General features: G+C 71.8%; 11 protein-coding genes and 1 pseudogene. All 12 read left to right on the top strand.

What is annotated here, in order from left to right; translation table 11 throughout:
* Positions 1-49 precede the first annotated feature (49 nt).
* Positions 50-1,576, top strand: coding sequence for a CYTH and CHAD domain-containing protein (locus tag QCN29_RS22535; protein WP_279930371.1), 1,527 nt, complete (start codon positions 50-52; stop codon positions 1,574-1,576).
* A gap of 200 nt (positions 1,577-1,776) precedes the next feature.
* On the top strand, positions 1,777-3,702 hold the full coding sequence (locus QCN29_RS22530) for a TIGR03960 family B12-binding radical SAM protein (RefSeq protein ID WP_279930369.1): 1,926 nt from the start codon (positions 1,777-1,779) through the stop codon (positions 3,700-3,702).
* A 331-nt stretch (positions 3,703-4,033) separates the two neighbouring features.
* The gene (locus QCN29_RS22525; protein ID WP_279930367.1) at positions 4,034-4,816 is read left to right on the top strand and encodes a TIGR03936 family radical SAM-associated protein; all 783 of its coding nucleotides are present in this window, start codon (positions 4,034-4,036) and stop codon (positions 4,814-4,816) included.
* Between the two features lie 231 nt (positions 4,817-5,047).
* A complete protein-coding gene (locus QCN29_RS22520; protein ID WP_279930366.1) occupies positions 5,048-9,211 on the top strand; it encodes an Rne/Rng family ribonuclease in 4,164 nt (1,387 codons plus the stop codon).
* A gap of 221 nt (positions 9,212-9,432) precedes the next feature.
* Positions 9,433-10,326: a UTP--glucose-1-phosphate uridylyltransferase GalU gene (gene galU, locus QCN29_RS22515; RefSeq protein ID WP_279930364.1), complete on the top strand. Its 894-nt coding sequence runs from the start codon at positions 9,433-9,435 to the stop codon at positions 10,324-10,326.
* A gap of 208 nt (positions 10,327-10,534) precedes the next feature.
* On the top strand, positions 10,535-10,855 hold the full coding sequence (gene rplU / locus QCN29_RS22510; RefSeq protein ID WP_240138577.1) for a 50S ribosomal protein L21: 321 nt from the start codon (positions 10,535-10,537) through the stop codon (positions 10,853-10,855).
* Positions 10,856-10,869: 14 nt separating this feature from the next.
* Complete coding sequence (gene rpmA / locus QCN29_RS22505) at positions 10,870-11,124, top strand: 50S ribosomal protein L27 (RefSeq protein WP_023550764.1); 255 nt, start codon at positions 10,870-10,872, stop codon at positions 11,122-11,124.
* Between the two features lie 120 nt (positions 11,125-11,244).
* A complete protein-coding gene (gene obgE / locus QCN29_RS22500) occupies positions 11,245-12,681 on the top strand; it encodes a GTPase ObgE (protein WP_279930362.1) in 1,437 nt (478 codons plus the stop codon).
* Positions 12,682-12,808: 127 nt separating this feature from the next.
* Complete coding sequence (locus QCN29_RS22495; protein ID WP_279930361.1) at positions 12,809-12,940, top strand: hypothetical protein; 132 nt, start codon at positions 12,809-12,811, stop codon at positions 12,938-12,940.
* Between the two features lie 2 nt (positions 12,941-12,942).
* Positions 12,943-13,305, top strand: coding sequence for a hypothetical protein (locus QCN29_RS22490; RefSeq protein ID WP_279930358.1), 363 nt, complete (start codon positions 12,943-12,945; stop codon positions 13,303-13,305).
* A gap of 44 nt (positions 13,306-13,349) precedes the next feature.
* Positions 13,350-14,330: a UDP-glucose 4-epimerase GalE gene (galE, locus tag QCN29_RS22485; RefSeq protein WP_279930356.1), complete on the top strand. Its 981-nt coding sequence runs from the start codon at positions 13,350-13,352 to the stop codon at positions 14,328-14,330.
* Between the two features lie 89 nt (positions 14,331-14,419).
* Positions 14,420-14,680: pseudogene (locus QCN29_RS22480) on the top strand (transposase); the annotation flags it as partial.
* Positions 14,681-14,905: the final 225 nt, after the last annotated feature.

The following is a 14,905-nucleotide window of genomic DNA, read 5'->3' as shown; positions in this document are numbered from 1 at the left end:
CGCGGAACTGCCCCTGCCGCGATCCGCCCGGGAGAACTAGATTCGGTTCATGGCGGACACGAAGCGCGAGATCGAGCGGAAGTACGAGGCCACCCCCCGGACGGCACTGCCCGACCTGACGAAGGTCGGCGGCGTCGCGCAGGTCGTCGACAAGGGCGTCGCCGAGCTGGACGCCGTCTACTACGACACCCGGGACCTGCGGCTCGCCGCCGCCTCCATCACGCTGCGCCGCAGAACCGGCGGCGACGACGCCGGCTGGCATCTCAAGCTGCCCGTCGCCCCCGGCATACGGGACGAGGTCACCGCCCCCCTGTCGGACTTCCTTCCCAGAAGTCTCGCCGCCCTCGTCCGCGCCCGTGTCAGGGGCGCCGCGACCGTGCCGGTGATGCGGCTGCTCTCCCGGCGCGAGCTGCGGCATCTGGCCGACGCCGACGGCGCCCTGCTCGCCGAGCTGAGCCGGGACGCGGTGCGCGCGGAGCGCCTCACCGACGGCGGACGCGTGGCCGAGTGGGACGAGATCGAGGTCGAGCTCGCCGACGGCACGGAGACCGCCTTCCTCGACGCCGTCGACAAGAAGCTCCGCAAGGCCGGTATCGAGCCGGCCGCATCGCCGTCGAAACTGGCACGAGCGCTCGCCGAGACCGCGCCGGAGGGCGAGCGGCCCCCGGCGCCGCAGCGGCCGCCACGGCCGCGGACCGCCGGCGACCACGTCCTCGCCTATCTGCGCGAACAGGTCGACGCGCTCCTCGTCCACGACCCCGCCGTACGCCGGGACCTGCCCGACTCCGTCCACCAGATGCGGGTCGCCAGCCGCCGGCTGCGCAGCGCCTTCCGGACCTACCGGAAGATCGTCGACCGGTCGGTCACCGACCCCATGGGGGACGAGCTGCGCTGGCTCGCCGCGGAGCTCGGCTTCGCCCGCGACCAGGAGGTCCTCGCCGAGCGGCTGCGCTCCCGCATCGACGAGCTGCCCCGGACGCTGGTGCTCGGGCCGGTCCGCGGCCGGCTGCGCACCTGGGCGGCCGCCCGCGGCTCCGGCACCCGCCGCCGGGCCGTGGCCGTCCTCGACAGCAAGCGCTACCTCGCACTGCTGGACTCCCTCGAGGCGCTGCTCGCCGATCCGCCGCTGCTGAAGGCCGCGGACGTTCCGGCGGAGAAGACGCTGCCCAAGGCGGTCCTCAAGGACTACGACCGCCTCGCCCAGCGCGTCGAGACCGCCCTCTCGCTGCCCGCGGGCGAGGAGCGCGACCTCGCCCTGCACGACGCCCGCAAGGCCGCCAAGCGCGCCCGGTACGCCGGGGAGGCCGCCACGACGGCGCTCGGCAAACCGGCCAAACGGTTCGCCAAGCGTATGAAGGCCGTCCAGACGGTCCTCGGCGACCACCAGGACAGCGTCGTCGCCCGCGAGGCCCTGCGGAACCTGGCGATCCAGGCCCATGCGGCGGGGGAGTCGGCCTTCACCTGGGGTCTGCTCTACGGGCACGAGGAGTCGGCCGCGGCCACACGGGAGCGGGAGCTGCCTCAGGTGTGGGCGAAGGCGGCGGACCCGCGGGTGAGGGAGGCGCTGGGGGCGTGACCGAACGGGTGGGAACTCGCTGGAACCGATGTACTGCTTCCCCGCGAAGGCGGGGGTGGTCCCGGGCTGAAGGCCGCCGGTTCCGCTGAGGTCGGTCAGTCCCCGCAGGAGCGGGGTGCGCGTTCGCCGTGCCGAGGGGCGACTCCGAGGGGGTTACGCTAGAGAGTCGCCCCTGTCAGACGATGAAGGTTTTCCTCCACATGCCTGCCGAATCGGTCTTCCCGCAGCTCGAAGCTCTGCTCCCGCACGTGCAGAAGCCGATCCAGTACGTCGGCGGAGAGCTCAACTCCACGGTGAAGCCGTGGGAGAGCTGCGACGTCCGCTGGGCGCTCATGTACCCGGACGCCTACGAGGTCGGGCTGCCCAACCAGGGCGTCATGATCCTCTACGAGGTGCTGAACGAACGCGAGGGCGTTCTGGCCGAGCGTACGTACAGCGTGTGGCCGGACCTGGAGGCGCTGATGCGGGAGCACGGCGTCCCGCAGTTCACGGTCGACAGCCACCGCCCGGTCAAGGCCTTCGACGTCCTGGGCCTCAGCTTCTCCACCGAGCTGGGCTACACCAACATGCTCACGGCCCTGGACCTCGCGGGCATCCCGCTGGAGGCGAAGGACCGCGGCACGGACGACCCGATCGTGCTCGCAGGCGGTCACGCCGCCTTCAACCCCGAGCCCATCGCGGACTTCATCGACTGCGCGGTCATCGGCGACGGCGAGCAGGCCGTGCTGGAGATCACCGAGATCATCCGCGCCTGGAAGGCGGACGGCCGCCCCGGCGGCCGCGAGGAACTGCTCTTCCGGCTGGCCCGCACCGGCGGGGTGTACGTCCCCGGCTTCTACGACGTCGAGTACCTCCCCGACGGCCGCATCGGCCGCGTCGTGCCCAACCGCTCCGGCGTCCCGTGGCGGGTGTCCAAGCACACCGTCATGGACCTGGACGAGTGGCCGTACCCCAAGCAGCCGCTCGTCCCCCTCGCGGAGACCGTCCATGAGCGGATGTCCGTGGAGATCTTCCGCGGCTGCACCCGCGGCTGCCGCTTCTGCCAGGCCGGCATGATCACCCGCCCCGTGCGGGAACGCAGCATCACCGGCATCGGCGAGATGGTGGACCGGGGTCTGAAGGCGACCGGCTTCGAGGAGGTCGGGCTGCTCTCGCTGTCGTCGGCGGACCACTCCGAGATCGGGGACGTCGCCAAGGGCCTCGCGGACCGGTACGAGGAGGACAAGATCGGCCTGTCCCTCCCGTCCACCCGTGTCGACGCCTTCAACATCGACCTGGCCAACGAGCTGACCCGCAACGGCCGCCGGTCCGGGCTGACCTTCGCCCCCGAAGGCGGCTCGGAGCGCATCCGCAAGGTCATCAACAAGATGGTCTCGGAAGAGGACCTGATCAGGACCGTGGCCACCGCCTACGGCAACGGCTGGCGCCAGGTGAAGCTGTACTTCATGTGCGGTCTGCCCACCGAGACCGACGAGGACGTGCTCCAGATCGCCGACATGGCGACCAGGGTCATCGCCAAGGGCCGCGAGGTCTCCGGCTCCAACGACATCCGCTGCACCGTCTCCATCGGCGGCTTCGTGCCCAAGCCGCACACCCCCTTCCAGTGGGCCCCGCAGCTCGGCTCCGAGGAGACCGACGCCCGGCTGGAGAAGCTCCGCGACAAGATCCGCGGCGACAAGAAGTACGGCCGCTCCATCGGCTTCCGCTACCACGACGGCAAGCCCGGCATCGTCGAAGGCCTCCTCTCGCGCGGCGACCGCCGCATCGGCGCGGTCATCCGCGCCGTGTACGAGGACGGCGGCCGCTTCGACGGCTGGCGCGAGCACTTCTCGTACGACCGGTGGATGGCCTGCGCCGACAAGGCCCTGCCGGAGTTCGGCGTCGACGTCGCCTGGTACACCACGCGCGAGCGCACCTACGAGGAGGTCCTGCCCTGGGACCACCTGGACTCCGGCCTCGACAAGGACTGGCTCTGGGAGGACTGGCAGGACGCGCTGGACGAGACCGAGGTCGAGGACTGCCGCTGGACGCCGTGCTTCGACTGCGGAGTGTGCCCGCAGATGGACACGCACATCCAGATCGGCCCGACCGGCAAGAAGCTGCTGCCGCTCAGCGTGGTGAAGTAGCGGTGCGGTAGCCCGCATCGCTCAACAGCTCGGGGAGAGGGCCCGGCCACTCGGGGACGCAGGTGGCCGGGCCTTCGCATGTCCTCCGCGGGGCGGCCGCACCCGGCGGTGAGTCGAGGCGCGATGAGCAACGCGTACTCTGGGTAGAAGAGCCATCGTTCCCGGCGCGGCGGCCGGGCCCGAGATCTCCCCGCGAAACCGGGGGTGAGCCGGGCGGCCCCCAGGGAACACCCCGCACATCCAAGGGCGGCGCCGTACCGCGCACGCCCAGCACCGAGGAGAAGAACCACTGGGCAAGCGACAGCCCGAAGGCCCGCCGCCCGCACCGGCAGTGCAGCGCATCCGACTGCGCTACACCAAGCGCGGCCGCCTCCGGTTCACCAGCCACCGAGACTTTCAGCGCGCCTTCGAGCGGGCGCTCCGGCGCGCCGAAGTGCCGATGGCGTACTCGGCGGGATTCACCCCGCACCCCAAGGTGTCGTACGCCAATGCCGCACCCACCGGCACGGGCAGCGAGGCCGAGTATCTGGAAATCGCCCTCACCGAGCATCGCGACCCGGAAAGGCTGCGCAAGCTGCTGGACGAGTCGCTGCCCGAGGGGCTTGACATCACTGACGCCGTGGAAGCACGGGCCTCCGGTCTGGCCGATCGGCTCACCGCCTCCGTGTGGGAGCTGCGGCTCGAGGGGGTCGGGTCGGACGCCGCCGAGCGGGCCGTCTCCGCCTTCCTCGCAGCCGGGGCCGTCGAGGTGCAGCGCAGGACGAAGAACGGCATGCGCACCTTCGACGCCCGCGCGGCCGTCGCCGCCCTGGAGGCGGTCGACGGGGCGGGCGATAGGCCGGGGCAGGGGCCCTGTGCGATACTGCGGCTGGTTGTGCGGCACGTGACACCTGCCGTACGGCCCGACGACGTCCTGTCCGGTCTCCGAGCTGTGGCCGACCTGGCGCCGCCGGTCCCCGCAGCGGTGACCAGGCTGGCGCAGGGGCTCTTCGACGAGGAGTCCGGCATGGTGACCGACCCGCTCGCGCCTGACCGCGACGCAGCCCCGGCCGCTTCACACACGGCCGCCGGGACCGCCGACGCGACGGTGCCGGAAGGTGCCGGTTCCATTTAGGACGGTCGCCGGAGCGCAGCCCTGGCACTCGGGAGCCACCTGGGTCGGGCCGCGCGCAGACCAGAAGACTTTCGCCAGGCCGTGCGTATCACGCGTACGGAACCGGCGAGCCATACATCAGCTCCCGTGCGGCGCCCGCGCCCCGGACGGCGGGGCCGCGCACATCACGTGGCCGCGGCCCGGACCGGAACCAGACGCGGCGCCCGGGAGCGCGACGGGAGAACCGCCCGCATGCACGAGCCGAACGGACCCGGTACCACCGGGAACCACGACAACGACATCGAAGAGAACAACAGCCCGAGCGACACGCTGCCGCCGCGCCGCAAGCGTCGGGTGGCCTCGCGTCCGGCCGGGCCGCCGAGCGGGGCCGCGGAGGCGACGGAGATCGTCCAGGCTGTCGAAGACGCAGAGGCCGTCGGCGCCGTCGACGTCACCGAGCCGGAGCCCGCGGAGGCGCAGGCCGTGGAGCCCGAGCCCGCGGAGGCGCAGGCCCCCGCCCCTCGTGCCCGCCGCCGGGCCTCCCGCAAGGCGACCGCTCCGGCGGGGACGCCGAAGACGGCCGAGGCGGCCGCCGGCACCGACGCCGAGCCCGAGCCCGAGCCCGCTGCCGAGCCCGAGGCGGCCGCCCCCGCCCCGGCACGTACGCGCCGCAGGGCCACCCGCAAGGTGGCCGCGCCCGTCGCGGAGGAGGCAGCTGTGGAGGAGGCCGCCGTGGAGCCGGAGACCGTCGGGGAGCTCGAGCCCGCTGCCGAGCCCGAGGCGGCCGCCCCCGCCCCCGCACGTACGCGCCGCCGCGCCGTCCGGAAGGCCGTAGCGCCCGCCGCCTCGGCGGAGGAGGCCGCCGCGACGGCAGAGGTCGTGGAGACGGCAGAGGAGGCCCCGGCCGAAGCCCCCGCGCCGCGAGCCCGCGCCCGGCGCAGGGCGTCCGCCCCCGCCGGCGCCCCCAGGGCCGTCGAGGGTCAGGCCGCCGAGCCGGAGCCCGAAGCCGTGACGGACGACGCGGCCGCCGGCACTGACGCCGAGCCCGCCGTCGAGGCGGAGCCCGAGGCCCCCGCACCGCGTACCCGTACGCGCCGCAGGGCATCCGCCCCCGCCGGCGCCCCCAAGACGGCCGCCGAAGCCGAAGCCGCGGAGGCTCCGGAAGCCGCTGAGCCCGCCGAGGCCGCGCCGAAGCGGACCCGCCGCCGCGCCGCTCGCAAGGCCGCCGAACCCGCCGGTGCGCCCCAGGCCGCCGGAGCCGGCGAGGAGGAGACCGAGGCCGAGGTGGGCGAGAGCCTGCCCCAGGGCGCGGTCACTCAGATCACCGCTCACGGGGACGAGGTCGCCGCCGCCGAGAAGGCGGCCACCCGCGGCCGTGCGCGCCGCCGTGCGGCCTCGTCCGTCGCCCCGGAGTTCACCGCGCAGGAGCAGTCCGCGGAGGGCGAGGCCCCCGCTTCCGCCCGCCGTGCCGCGCGGCCCGCGGTCCCGGTCTTCCAGGCCCCGGTCTTCACCGAGCCGATGTTCCAGACCCCGGAGACGGCCGCCGCTGCCGCCGCTGCCGCTGTGCATGAGAGCGAGGCGGCACAGGAGACCGGAGCGGAGACCGGAGCGGAGGCCGAGCAGGCGGCAGACGAGGCCGCGCGTTCCGGCCGTCGCCGTCGTCGCCGCCGCGGTGAGCAGACTGCCGAGCAGGTCGAGGCGGCCGAGGCCGCGGAGCCGGTCGAGGCGGAGGCAGCGGCCGAGCAGGCCGACGAGGGCGAGGAGCAGGACGAGTTCGAGGAGCGTCCCTCCCGTCGTCGCCGTCGCGGCGGCCGCCGTCGTCGCCGCGGCGAGGCCGCGGAGGCGGAGGAGTCCGTCGAGGAGCCCGCGGAGCAGGCCGAGGCCGCCGCGGAAGAGGAGGAGTCCGAGGAGGAGGGGGAGCAGGCCGAGGCCGCCACTCCGTCCGCCGCCGGGACCAGCAGCAGCCGTCGCCGCCGCCGTCGTCGCCGCCGCAGCGGTGACGGCGCGGACGTCGCGGGCGAGGACGAGCCGGAGCGTACGGTCGTCAAGGTCCGCGAGCCGCGCCCGCGCAAGGCCGAGGAGCCCTCCGACGAGGTGCAGTCCATCAAGGGCTCGACCCGTCTGGAGGCCAAGAAGCAGCGCCGCCGCGAGGGCCGTGAGCAGGGCCGCCGCCGGGTGCCGATCATCACCGAGGCGGAGTTCCTGGCGCGCCGCGAGGCGGTCGAGCGGGTCATGGTCGTCCGCCAGAGCGGCGAGCGCACCCAGATCGGCGTGCTCGAGGACAACGTGCTCGTCGAGCACTACGTCAACAAGGAGCAGGCCACCTCGTACGTCGGCAATGTCTACCTGGGCAAGGTCCAGAACGTCCTGCCGTCCATGGAGGCCGCCTTCGTCGACATCGGCAAGGGCCGCAACGCCGTCCTGTACGCAGGCGAGGTGAACTTCGAGGCGCTGGGCATGGCCAACGGCCCGCGCCGCATCGAGACCGCGCTCAAGTCCGGTCAGTCGGTGCTCGTCCAGGTGACGAAGGACCCGATCGGTCACAAGGGGGCACGGCTGACCAGCCAGGTCTCCCTCCCGGGCCGCTACCTCGTGTACGTCCCCGAGGGCTCGATGACCGGCATCAGCCGCAAGCTGCCCGACACCGAGCGCGCACGGCTGAAGACCATCCTCAAGAAGATCGTCCCCGAGGACGCCGGCGTCATCGTGCGCACGGCGGCCGAGGGCGCGAGCGAGGAGGAACTGCGCCGTGACGTCGAGCGGCTGCAGGCGCAGTGGGAGGAGATCCAGAAGAAGTCGAAGAACGGCTCCAGCGCGCCCGCGCTGCTGTACGGCGAGCCGGACATGACCGTCCGGGTCGTCCGCGACATCTTCAACGAGGACTTCTCGAAGGTCATCATCAGCGGCGACGAGGCGTGGGAGACCATCCACGGCTATGTCTCGCATGTCGCGCCCGACCTGGCCGACCGGCTCCAGCGGTGGACCAGCGAGGTCGACGTCTTCGCCACCTACCGGATCGACGAGCAGCTGATGAAGGCGCTGGACCGCAAGGTCTGGCTGCCGAGCGGCGGCTCGCTGGTGATCGACAAGACCGAGGCCATGATCGTGGTCGACGTCAACACCGGCAAGTTCACCGGCCAGGGCGGCAACCTGGAGGAGACCGTCACCAGGAACAACCTGGAGGCGGCCGAGGAGATCGTGCGCCAGCTGCGGCTGCGCGACCTCGGCGGCATCGTCGTCGTCGACTTCATCGACATGGTGCTGGAGTCCAACCGGGACCTGGTCATGCGACGGCTGCTGGAGTGCCTTGGCCGTGACCGGACCAAGCACCAGGTGGCCGAGGTCACCTCGCTGGGCCTGGTGCAGATGACCCGCAAGCGGGTCGGTCAGGGGCTGCTGGAGTCGTTCTCCGAGTCCTGCGTCCACTGCAACGGCCGTGGGCTGATCGTGCACATGGAGCAGCCGGCCGCCGCGGGCGGCGGTGGCGGGAAGCGCTCGAAGAAGCGCGGCCGCGGCGCTGCGGCGGCCGAGCCGCCCGCCGCGCCCGCGGCCGAGGCCGTCACCGAGGCGCCGGCGGAGACCGAGGCCGAGGTCGCGGCGGAGGCCGCAGCCCCGGTGGCGCTGCCCGAGCCCGCTGTCGCACCCGACGAGGAGCTGTACAGCAGTGCCGCGGAGGCGGAGGCCGCCGCGATGCGCGGCGGTCGGGGCCGCCGTCGGGCGACGCGCAAGGCGACGGCCCAGGCCGGCGCGCCGAAGACGGCCGAGCCCGTCGAGGCCCCTGTCGCCGAGCCTGCGACCGGGAAGGCCGAGAAGCCGGTGGAGCCGGTGGAGCAGCCGGTGGAGGCGGCCGCGCCTGCTCCCGCGGGCCGTACCCGCCGCCGCGCCGTCCGCAAGGCGACCTCTCCGGCGGGCCCCCCGGCCGCCGCCGTGCAGGAGCCTCAGCCGGAGCCCGAGCCTCAGCCGGAGCCCGAGCCTCAGCCGGAGCCGGTGCGACCGTCCGCCGAGGCCGAGGCCCCGGCCGAGCCGGCCCCGCCCCGCGCCCGCCGCCGGGTGACCCGCAAGGTCACCGCTCCCGCGGGCTCCCCCGCGGGGGGTGAGGACACCGCGGTCGTCGTGGTCGCCTCCACCCCGTCGGAGCCGGCGTCCGCCGAGGCCGGAGCACCGGCCCCGGAGGCTGCCGAGGCCCCCGAGGCCGAGGCCGCGGCCCCGGCCAAGAAGGCCGCCCGCAAGACCGCGAAGAAGGCCACGGCGAAGAAGGCCGCCGCCAAGAAGACGACGGCCAAGAAGACCGTCGCGAAGAAGACCGCGGCGAAGAAGACGACGGCGAAGAAGACGACCGCCAAGAAGGCGGCGAAGAAGACCGCGGCTGCGGAGCAGACACCCCATTCTGGAGTGACTGCGTCCGCGGAAAGCTGACGGCACGGTGGCAGACGGTGGCGACCGCGGACGCCACCGTCTGCCGGCTCAAGGGGGTGTCGGTCTGCCGATTCCCTGTCGCTCACGTCGGTTTGACCGGCTCAGCAGGCACTCATACCCTGTGCGCCGACATTGCCAGGCGTACGAACGGGCTGCCGCCCATGGGCGAGGCCGCACTGTCAGATGCTCACTTCCGTTCAGACTGAGAGTTCCCCAACCGCATGAGTGCGATACAGAAGGCTGTCATCCCTGCCGCGGGTCTCGGCACCCGGTTCCTGCCCGCCACCAAAGCCACCCCGAAGGAGATGCTGCCTGTCGTCGACAAGCCGGCGATCCAGTACGTGGTCGAGGAGGCGGTGGCGGCGGGCCTCTCCGACGTACTGATGGTCACCGGTCGCAACAAGCGGCCCCTCGAGGACCACTTCGACCGCAACTACGAGCTGGAGGAGGCGCTCGCCCGCAAGGGCGACGCCGACCGGCTGGCGAAGGTACAGGAGTCCAGCGACCTGGCCACCATGCACTATGTGCGCCAGGGCGATCCGCGCGGCCTCGGACACGCCGTGCTGTGCGCCGCCCCGCACGTCGGCGACCAGCCCTTCGCCGTCCTCCTCGGCGACGACCTGATCGACCCCCGGGACCCGCTGCTGAAGCGGATGGCCGAGATCCAGGAGCAGGAGGGCGGCAGCGTCATCGCGCTGATGGAGGTCGACCCCGCGCAGATCCACATGTACGGGTGCGCCGCCGTGGCACCCACGGGCGACAGCGATGTCGTTCGGGTCACCGGTCTGGTGGAGAAGCCGGACCCGTCGGAGGCCCCGAGTAATCTTGCGATCATCGGCCGCTATGTCCTGGACCCGGCCGTCTTCGAGGTCCTGCGCAAGACCGAGCCCGGCCGGGGCAACGAGATCCAGCTCACCGACGCGCTGCAGAAGCTGGCGGAGGACGAGTCGCTGGGCGGCCCGGTCCACGGTGTTGTCTTCAAGGGCCGCCGGTACGACACCGGCGACCGCGGCGACTACCTGAGGGCCATCGTCCGTCTTGCGGCCGAGCGTGAAGACCTCGGGCCTGACTTCAAGAAGTGGCTGCGTGACTATGTCGAGGAAGAGTGCCCGTGAGCAGGGTCCTGGCGAGGCACCTGGTTTGACCCCCTGACCGGCCGCCCGTAACCTTGACCCTCGGCGTGTTTCCTTATGCGCCCGTCCCTGAGCACCTCCCTCCCGGCCGAGCCGGGAGAGGCCGCTCGTCCAATCGGATCACTCCGGGCCCCGGCCCGTGTGAGCGGCTGGCATCAGGGGCTCCGTTTCGAGCGAGAGAGAGATCCGCGTGTACGCCATCGTGCGCAGCGGTGGTCGCCAGCACAAGGTTGCGGTCGGCGACATCGTTGAGGTTGACAAGATTTCCACTGCCAAGGTCGGCGACACGGTAGAGCTCTCTACCCTGCTCGTCGTCGACGGCGACGCCGTCACCAGCGACCCGTGGGTGCTGGCCGGCATCAAGGTCCAGGCCGAGGTCGTGGACCACCACAAGGGCGCCAAGATCGACATCCTGCGCTACAAGAACAAGACCGGCTACCGCCGTCGTCAGGGCCACCGCCAGCAGTACACGGCGATCAAGGTCACGGCGATCCCCGCCGCCGCGAAGTAAGGGACTGAGGAGACATGGCACACAAGAAGGGCGCATCGTCCACCCGGAACGGTCGCGACTCCAACGCTCAGCGGCTCGGCGTGAAGCGCTTCGGCGGTCAGGTCGTCAACGCCGGTGAGATCCTGGTCCGCCAGCGCGGCACCCACTTCCACCCGGGCGCGGGCGTGGGCCGCGGCGGCGACGACACGCTGTTCGCGCTGCAGGCCGGCGCGGTGGAGTTCGGCACCCACCGCGGCCGCAAGGTCGTGAACATCGTTCCGGTCGCCTGACCGGATTCTTGGCGAGGGCGGACCTCACTTCCCTTCCGGGAAGCGGGTCCGCCTTTCGCGTGTTAGATCAAGAGACATCCCGCATGTCCTTTAACGCATCGGTACTGGAGGCAGACCACCATGACCACCTTCGTGGACCGCGTCGAACTGCATGTCGCCGCGGGTAACGGAGGCCACGGCTGCGCCTCCGTGCACCGGGAGAAGTTCAAGCCCCTCGGCGGGCCCGACGGCGGCAACGGCGGACGCGGCGGCGATGTCATCCTCGTCGTCGACCAGTCGGTCACCACGCTGCTGGACTACCACCACAGCCCGCACCGCAAGGCGACCAACGGAAAGCCCGGCGAAGGCGGCAACCGCTCCGGCAAGGACGGCCAGGACCTGGTGCTGCCCGTCCCGGACGGCACCGTCGTCCTCGACAGGCAGGGCAATGTCCTCGCGGACCTGGTGGGCCAGGGCACGCGGTACGTGGCGGCCGAGGGCGGCCGCGGGGGACTGGGCAACGCGGCCCTGGCCTCCGCCCGCCGCAAGGCCCCCGGCTTCGCCCTGCTGGGCGAGCCCGGCCGGGTGGACGACATCGTCCTGGAACTCAAGACGGTCGCCGATGTGGCGCTGGTCGGCTACCCGAGCGCCGGCAAGTCCTCGCTGATCTCCGTGCTGTCGGCCGCCAAGCCCAAGATCGCGGACTATCCGTTCACCACGCTGGTGCCGAACCTGGGCGTCGTCACGGCCGGCGCGACGGTCTACACGATCGCGGATGTGCCGGGTCTGATCCCCGGGGCCAGCCAGGGGCGGGGCCTCGGCCTGGAGTTTCTGCGCCATGTCGAGCGCTGCTCGGTGCTGGTGCACGTACTGGACACGGCGACGCTGGAGTCGGACCGCGACCCGGTGACCGACCTCGATGTGATCGAGGAGGAGCTGGCGGCGTACGGAGGTCTCGGCGACCGCCCGCGCATCGCCGTCCTCAACAAGATCGACATCCCGGACGGCAAGGATCTGGCGGACATGATCCGCCCGGATCTTCAGGAGCGCGGCTACCGGGTCTTCGAGGTGTCGGCCGTGTCGCGTACGGGGCTGAAGGAGCTCTCCTTCGCGCTGGCCGAGATCGTGGCCGCGGCGCGTGCGGCGAAGCCGGTGGAGGAGGCGACCCGGATCGTCATCCGCCCCAAGGCGGTGGACGACGCGGGCTTCACGATCACCCGGGAGGACGGCGGCCTGTTCCGGGTGCGCGGCGAGAAGCCCGAGCGCTGGGTGCGGCAGACGGACTTCAACAACGACGAGGCCGTGGGCTATCTGGCCGACCGCCTCAACCGCCTCGGCGTCGAGGAAGAGCTGATGAAGGCCGGCGCCCGGGCGGGCGACGGCGTGGCGATCGGACCGGAGGAGAACGCGGTCGTCTTTGACTGGGAGCCGACGGCCATGGCGGGCGCGGAGATGCTCGGCCGCCGGGGCGAGGACCACCGCTTCGAGGCCCCGCGTCCGGCGGCGCAGCGGCGTCGCGACCGCCAGGCGGAGCGGGACGAGGCGCAGCAGGAGTTCGACGGATTCGAGCCTTTCTGAGCGGCAGAGGCGTCCGTCGTTCCCGGCAGGAGGCCGTTCGTGCCGCTGTCACCCGCACCGACTCCGCGCGAACCGGAAAGCGTTCTCCCGGGCAGGGCCTAGCACCCCCCTCCCGTAGGATTCCCGTGTGACCGTCTCCCCTCAGCCCTCCGACGCTTCCGAAGGTGCGAGCGTCGCCGTCATCGCCTGCAACGACGCCGAACTTGTCGGCGACGCGATCACCTCGGCCCTTGCACAGGGGCCGACAGAGCCGAGGTAATCGTGGTCGACGACGCCTCTGCCGATGGCACCGGCGCCGTCTGGGGGCTCGCTCAGCTGTCCGCTGGGCACTCCCGGTTGCTGCCGCCGAATGCCGACCCCGCCGCCGGACCCGTGTGGTCCGACGACCTGCCCGAGGCGGCACTGGACGGCATCGGGCGCGCCGGCCACGGCAGAGCTGCCGCTGACGGCCGACGGAAGGCTGCACAGCAACGGCCGGTCCTCGGCGGCCGGTACGGTGTCTTCCTGGTACACCCGCGCCGGACATCGAATGGTTCGCTCGCCGTGCGGCTTGCGTCAGGTTTGCGGGCAGCCGTCGGCATCGCAAGCCGTAGCCTGCGCAGGCTGCTCCTGGCCCTTCGCTGACTTCCGAATACTTGGGCAAAACACCTCGAAGAAAGACAGAGCATATGACTTACCTGATTACCGGTGGTGCCGGCTACATTGGTTCCCATGTCGTACGGGCGATGACCCAGGCCGGCGAGCGTGTCGTTGTCCTCGACGATCTGTCGACGGGAGAGGCGAGCCGTGTCCCTGAGGACGTTCCGCTGGTAATCGGTTCCACTCTCGACGGTGAGCTCGTGGGCCGCACGATCGCCGAACACCGCATCACCGGCGTCGTACACCTAGCCGCGAAGAAGCAGGTCGGCGAGTCTGTGGAGAAGCCGCTGCACTACTACCGGGAGAATGTGCACGGTCTGACCGTGCTGCTGGAGGCGGTTGCCGCTGCCGGTGTGCGCAACTTCCTGTTCTCGTCGTCGGCCGCGGTGTACGGCATGCCGGATGTCGACCTCGTGACCGAGGAGACGCCGTGCCTGCCGATGAGCCCCTACGGTGAGACCAAGCTGGCTGGGGAGTGGCTGGTGCGTGCGGTCGGCAAGGCGCACGGTATCTCGACAGCCTGCCTCCGCTACTTCAATGTGGCGGGCGCGGCCACTCCGGAGCTGGCCGACACCGGTATCTTCAACTTGGTGCCGATGGTCTTCGAGAAGCTTGAGGACGGCCAGGCCCCCTGTATCTTCGGCGACGCGTACCCGACCCCGGACGGCACCTGTATCCGGGACTACATCCATGTGGAGGACCTTGCCGACGCCCATCTCGCGGCGGCACGCAAGCTTGCCGAGACGTCGGACGCCGGCGAGTACGGCGACCTGACCGTCAACATCGGCCGTGGCGAAGGCGTTTCGGTCCGCGAGATGGTCGACCTGATCAACGAGATCACCGGCCGTGGCGTCGCACCGGAAGTCACCGCGCCTCGGGCGGGTGACCCCGCGCGGATCGTGGCCTCCGCCGACCGCATCGCCGACCAGCTGGGCTGGAAGGCCCGCCATGACGTACGTGACATGATCACTTCTTCCTGGCAGGGCTGGCGCCTCCACCGGGACGGCTGACCCTTCTTTCGGCGTCGCGTCGCGGTCACCCGCGGCCGGGGCGTGTCCCGTGCAAGATGGCAGCCCCGGCCATCGCGTGTCAGCGCAGGGTCGTCTTCGACGCCGGATACGACGCCCCACACATGGCCCGTCTCCTGGCCGGACTGCCGGCGGCAGTACGCGGACGCATGCGTGCGGACCGCGTGATGCGCCGGCTCGTCCCGGCCACCTGGACCCAACCTCGACAAAGCGGCCGCCCGGCGAAGAACGGAATGGAGTTCCGCTTCGGTGGGTCCGGCACCTGGAGCGAGCCGGCCGTGGCGACGGTGCAGGTCACCGACCGCTACGGCGGCACCGCGAACGCCGCGGCGTAGGGCCGTCTGCACCGTCGGATGCCAATGCAGCCCATTGCGCTGACGGAGGGCGACGAAGAGGGGCACAGCTCATGCCCTATGGAAGCGGAGGGCTCCGGCACTGGTCTGGACGCTGTTGGTTAATTCGGGGCCTGCTGCTTCGCCCCGTCGAGCTGTTGCTCGGCGGGGCGAAGTCGTGCGAAGTGGCTGGTGCGGGTGTGGGCCCGGGGTGTGTCGGCGAGG

This window comes from Streptomyces chengmaiensis (assembly GCF_029846775.1).
Classification (GTDB): domain Bacteria; phylum Actinomycetota; class Actinomycetes; order Streptomycetales; family Streptomycetaceae; genus Streptomyces; species Streptomyces chengmaiensis.
The sequence above is the reverse complement of the archived record's forward strand: the minus strand, read 5'-3'. Positions and strand labels throughout refer to the sequence as shown.